The following is a 4,882-nucleotide window of genomic DNA, read 5'->3' on the forward strand; positions in this document are numbered from 1 at the left end:
CCCTTTATTCGGCTTGGTAGATCAAATTACCCTAACGATGTAGTTGCAGATGATCGTTGGCTGCACGATCGCGTGCGGCTCACCGCCGCCTTGAGCCGCGTAATTGATGGTTATTCCGGTTCCGACTGCCGTAGTGCTGGCGTTGACGGAGGGACCAACCGTTCCGTAGGAACCATTAAAGCCGATCTCTCCGGCGTTAGTAGAGCCGTTCGGCCCATAAGTTGAATGAGCGTGTGTCGGATCGGTTAGCGTGTTGGCGTGCACATGCGACGGTATCTCGCTCGTCGAAAGCGTATGGCTTTCGAAACCACCCGTTGACCCTAGGGTTGTCGCGGTTCCCCCGAAATAGGCAGTTAACCTGCCCGCCGCAGAGCCTCCCATGTCATCCTTGCCGGCGAGCACGCGACCGCGAAAATCGGGAATATTGAACGTGGTTGATCCGTCACCAGAGCCGTAGGTAGTGCTCACCAGCGAAAACAGCGCGGCATAGGTCGTCCTGGATATCGCCTGCCCATAGGGAAAGACGAACGAACTGTTCGGAGCGGTCGTTCCAATGAACGGCAGGCCGCCGCCCAATGGGATATTGTACGGATTTCCGAAAAACCCCTGCAGATAGAAGGCCCCATCGCTATTGTTGTACGTCGCCACATAGGGCGTGCCCTGGATGATCGTTCCCGCCAGCAATTCCACATTCGGCGCCGACCGCAGCGGCTTGGCGCCGAGGTTATCGACATTCAGCGTCACCGTGGCGCCGTTGGTGACATGCGGGGTGAAGGCGATCATCTGGCCATTGAGATGGGCCGATGTGTCGAACACCTCATAGGACGAAACGGTGTAGGCCGTTGACGTGCCGCTGGTCACGATGGCGCCCGCGATGTCGTCGCGGTATTTGGCCGTGGCCGCCATCATGGCGCGGGCGGAATCATTGATCGATGACGGCGCCTGGCCTTCCTGCCAGTTGATGGTTGAATCCGCCGTGGCGTCGGCGGATGCTGTCTGCGACCATTTATAAAGCGTCATGGACTATTCCCGACAACAGCAGCGTGATTGGCAAGAGTCGCGCGTAATACCGACAGGTCGGTCGGCTGGCGTGGCGCAACGAAGATCGGCGGCGCCTGCGCCGTCGGCACCGGCAGATTGGCCAACGGCGAAGGCGCGGCTTGCCGGGCGGGCGGCGCTGCCGGTTGCTGCTGCGGCGGCGGTTGCGGGACGGCCTTTGCCGGCGCGGCCTGGTTATCGGCGCTCCCCTTGCCCGCTCCGGCATGAAGCAGGGCGCCCTTGCCATAGGCCTGATCTATCAGCGCCTTGAGCATTTCAGTATTGCCGGGCTGGACCGCTGCGCTCACCGCCAGCGGATCAATGCCCTTCGCCAGCAATGCCCTCGCCGTCAGGTTTTGCGCCCGCGCTTGTTGCGCGCGCGGATCGTCGTACTCGCCGCGAAGGGCGCCCGACAGCGAACCGCCGCGCGAAAGGCTCTGCAAAGCTTCCGTGATCCGATAGGGCTGCATGCCGAACAGGTTGGTTGGTGGCGGAGCCGCCTGCGCCGACTGCATCGGAGCGCCTGGCTGCGAAGGCGCAGCGACCGGGGTTGCCTGTCCAGATGGCGCGGCATATGGCGCGACGTCGCCCGGAGCCACGCCGTGAGACGGCTGATGAAGTGCGTTGTTGCGCAGGAAGGCCAGCAACCCGCCGCCATCGCCCTGCAATGCGTCCAGAAGGCCCATGCAGTTCTCCTCAAAGTCCAAACAGGCTGGTTAGGCCAGACAGCAGCCCGGAACCCGCTTGCGCCGCACCCGATGCCGCCGATGTTGCATTGGCGGGAGCGGAGAACAGACCGCCCCAGCCCTGAATCTGCGAAAGCAATGACGGATTATTCGTGGTCGTCCCCGAGCCGCTGGATTGCGTGCCGAGCCCCGCGATCGGAATGCCGATATTGGCGAGCATCCCGAGATTTTGCGCAGGGATCTGCTGCGCGAGCTGCGCCAATGCCAATTGCTGTTGCGGGCCATAATTCTGCGCGGCGAGCGCGTCTTGGCTGGCCTGCACGCCCTGGCCCTGATTGGCGAGGCCCTGCTGATTGAGGCCGGACAGCAGCCCTCCGGTCGTGTTCTGTGCTCCGTAGAGCGTATTTGCCGCGTTGATCTGGTTGGCGACATCCTGATTATATTGCCCGGATATGACAGGCGCCTCGCCCGCCGCGATGCCTCTGCCGAGCGCCATCTGATTGGCGCCGGAGAGGTCACGCCCGGCGGCTGCGAACTGGCCGTTCACCTGGTTGGTGGTGTCGGTCGCGATCTGCTGGAGTTGCGCTTGCAACGCCGGGTCATTGCCGATCATGGAGCCATTGGCGTAGGGCGTGAGCTGGCTTTGCAGGGTCGAGAGGCCGCTTTGCAGCGCAGGTGCCTGGGCGGTCGCGCCGCCGCCGTTGAGAAGATTGGTGGCATAGCCTGCGATCTGACCGGCGTAGGGATTGCCGCCGGCCGCATTGGCTTGCAGTTGACTGAGCGCCCCGCTTTCGGTCGGATTGAGCCCGCTGTTCTGGATAAGTGGATTCAGCTGCCCAAGGATGCCGTTGATCGCAGGCTGCCCCGTCGCCCACGGCGCCGTGGTCGATTGCTGGGTCTGCGTCGAAGACGATTGTCCGCCCATCACAGTGTCCTTTCCAGGATGATATATTCCGCGCGATAGTTCTTGAGCACGCGTTCCCAGCCCTTGCGGCCGTAAATCCGCGCGCGCGAGCAGCCTTCGGCCCGCGCATAGTTTTCGATTCCCGCAAGCAGAGGCAACCAGCGCTCGCGCTGCGCCCCGCTGCAGGCCGTCACGATCAGAACCGGCCTCTCCGCGGTCTTGACGAGGTGCGTGGTCGCCGCCGCCTCGAGCGTGCCGCTCCAGGCCAGCCACAAGAGCTGCTGGCCGGCCAGCACGTCTCTTTCGATATCGGCAAATGCGCAGAGATCGGTGCGCTCGATCGCGGTGCGGATATAGGATCGCGCCAACGGCCAAAACTCATGGACGCGCGCCGGATCGACGCAAACAAGCTCAACCGAGGATTGCATAGAGAAACGTCCGGCCCGCGGTCGCGCTGTTGGTGTGCGTGATGGTAAACGTGTCCTTGGCGACAACGGAAACATACATGTTGCCGCTCGCGAGCTCGGCCGCCGCCGCGGCCGTCAGCGGCGTGAAGATCGGCTGCGATCCCACAGCGATCATGCCGGATTGCGTCGGTGTGACCACCGTCGTTGCCGAGCCCGTCGCAAGCGTAACGGTGCCGGTTGCGTTCGAGCGGCCGGCCGCGAGCTGCTGCAACGAGAGGATGATCTTTTTCGGATCGGTTTCGTTGACGCTCGGAACGTAGGCTGTCATTGCGTGCCGTTCGCGGTCACGTCGGGCTCATAGCCGGCCGCGAATGTCCAGTTCGTGCCGGCAGGGATCCTCACCTGATAGCGCTGGTAGCGCGAATCGCGCCTGATATCGATGCGGCCGGTTCGCGAACTCATGCCCACCTCCGCGCTGACGATAGGCGTCGCCGCCTGAGTATCGCGGTATGAAACCGACCCGTACAGCGTGGCGGCATCGGTGATCGGCCGGAACCCGCTCAATGTGATGCGCCTGCCATCCGTGCCCTGCTCCGCGCCCTGAATGATGCCTTGCAGGTTCGGCCCGGTGAAAAACCCCAGCATGTTCGCGCTATCGAAGGCCGCAAGCTGCGGCTGCACCGCGGTGGCGTAGGAATCAAGGCTCAGTGTCATGGCGTCGAGCGAGCCGCCGACGATGCCGCCCGAGGTATAAGCGTTGACATAGGCCGAGGGCGCGCCGCTGTCGCTGTTGGTGATCAGATCGAACGTCGTGGCGCTGACGACGCTGATTTGCCAATTGCCATTAGCTTCCGTCGTGCCGCCGACGTTGTCGATGGCGTAATCGTTGCCGCTGATCAGCGCCGCCGTCGAGGCGACCGAAATCCGGATCAGTCCGGCCCCGTTGTTGGCCGTTCCCGTGATGGCGATCGTGCCGGGCGCAATGGCATCGAGGTTCTCCAGCGTCAGGCCGCTTTGCGAGATGCCGAGCAGATATTGGCCGCTGACCGAAAGCTGAAAGAAGCGGTCGAGCACAAAGTCATAGCCGAGCAGCGTATCGAAGTTGCCGGCGCTGCCGGCGTTTGATTTGTAGGCCCAATAGATGCGGGAGCTGCGCGGGTCGGCTGCCCCGATGAACAGCTGCAGATTGCCGTTGTCGAGATTGCCCAGGAAGGTCTTGTCGATGCGCTCGCGCCCGATCTGCTCGGGAACGCCGCCAGGCGGGATCTTGTGAAAACCCTGATTGGCGAAAAAGAAGATGTTTTCGCCGGCCCGGATGATGGAATAGGGCGCGTACAGCCCCTTGTCGGAAGTCAGCTTCGTGATCTGGAAGATGATCGGCGAGCCTGCGACATAAGCCATGGACCGGATGGCCTGGTCCTGAAAGATGATGCCGGACTGATCGCCGCCGGCGACGCCGCGAACGATTCCGCCGTCCGGAAAGTCCTGGAAATCGGAACTGTTGATGCCCGAGGTCCAGCTTGCGGAGGCATTGACGCTGTTAAGCCCCGACCACTGGATGCGATAGGGTGTCGAAAGCAGTCCGGAGAGCACCAGAAAGCGCCCGACCACGCTGATGTAAGCGGCCTGCGGCGGCGATCCCAGCGCGTTGGAAAAGGCCGTCGCCGACGAAAGGTCAAACACCTGCAACGGCGCATTGGCTTGGGTGGCGAACACCAGGCTGCCGAATTGCGCGAACTGCCAGTTGGCCGTCGAGGTCAGCGCGCTATAGGTCCCACCTCCGAGCGAAACATCGGTCCAGGTGAAATTGGTGTTGTTGAGCTGATAGAGCTTTGTTGCGGTGCCGG

The 4,882-nt window shown here is 62.8% G+C and carries 6 protein-coding genes; all 6 read right to left on the reverse strand.

What is annotated here, in order from left to right:
• Positions 1 to 21: 21 nt before the first annotated feature.
• Positions 22 to 1,020 (reverse strand): phage tail protein, encoded by a 999-nt coding sequence (locus ABSG20_RS30005; RefSeq protein ID WP_423868083.1) that lies wholly within the window; start codon positions 1,018 to 1,020, stop codon positions 22 to 24.
• Entirely contained in the window at positions 1,017 to 1,724 is a 708-nt protein-coding gene (locus ABSG20_RS30010) for a hypothetical protein (RefSeq protein WP_423868084.1), read from the reverse strand. The genes ABSG20_RS30005 and ABSG20_RS30010 overlap by 4 nt, the downstream gene beginning before the upstream one ends.
• A gap of 10 nt (positions 1,725 to 1,734) precedes the next feature.
• The gene (locus ABSG20_RS30015) at positions 1,735 to 2,649 is read right to left on the reverse strand and encodes a tail fiber domain-containing protein (protein ID WP_423868085.1); all 915 of its coding nucleotides are present in this window, start codon (positions 2,647 to 2,649) and stop codon (positions 1,735 to 1,737) included.
• Positions 2,649 to 2,996: a hypothetical protein gene (locus tag ABSG20_RS30020; RefSeq protein ID WP_423868086.1), complete on the reverse strand. Its 348-nt coding sequence runs from the start codon at positions 2,994 to 2,996 to the stop codon at positions 2,649 to 2,651. Before ABSG20_RS30020 ends, ABSG20_RS30015 begins: the two co-directional genes overlap by 1 nt.
• 43 nt (positions 2,997 to 3,039) lie before the next feature.
• Complete coding sequence (locus tag ABSG20_RS30025; RefSeq protein ID WP_423868087.1) at positions 3,040 to 3,363, reverse strand: hypothetical protein; 324 nt, start codon at positions 3,361 to 3,363, stop codon at positions 3,040 to 3,042.
• Positions 3,360 to 4,882: hypothetical protein (locus tag ABSG20_RS30030; RefSeq protein ID WP_423868088.1), on the reverse strand; the 1,523-nt coding region annotated here is incomplete at its 5' end. The genes ABSG20_RS30025 and ABSG20_RS30030, both read right to left, overlap by 4 nt.

The organism is Bradyrhizobium sp., assembly GCF_049512235.1.
Lineage (GTDB): Bacteria > Pseudomonadota > Alphaproteobacteria > Rhizobiales > Xanthobacteraceae > Bradyrhizobium.

Coding starts and splice junctions, on each gene's coding strand:
- ABSG20_RS30005 (WP_423868083.1), bottom strand. CDS start 1,020: ATGACGCTTTATAAATGGTCGCAGACAGCATCCGCCGACGCCACGGCG.
- ABSG20_RS30010 (WP_423868084.1), bottom strand. CDS start 1,724: ATGGGCCTTCTGGACGCATTGCAGGGCGATGGCGGCGGGTTGCTGGCC.
- ABSG20_RS30015 (WP_423868085.1), bottom strand. CDS start 2,649: ATGGGCGGACAATCGTCTTCGACGCAGACCCAGCAATCGACCACGGCG.
- ABSG20_RS30025 (WP_423868087.1), bottom strand. CDS start 3,363: ATGACAGCCTACGTTCCGAGCGTCAACGAAACCGATCCGAAAAAGATC.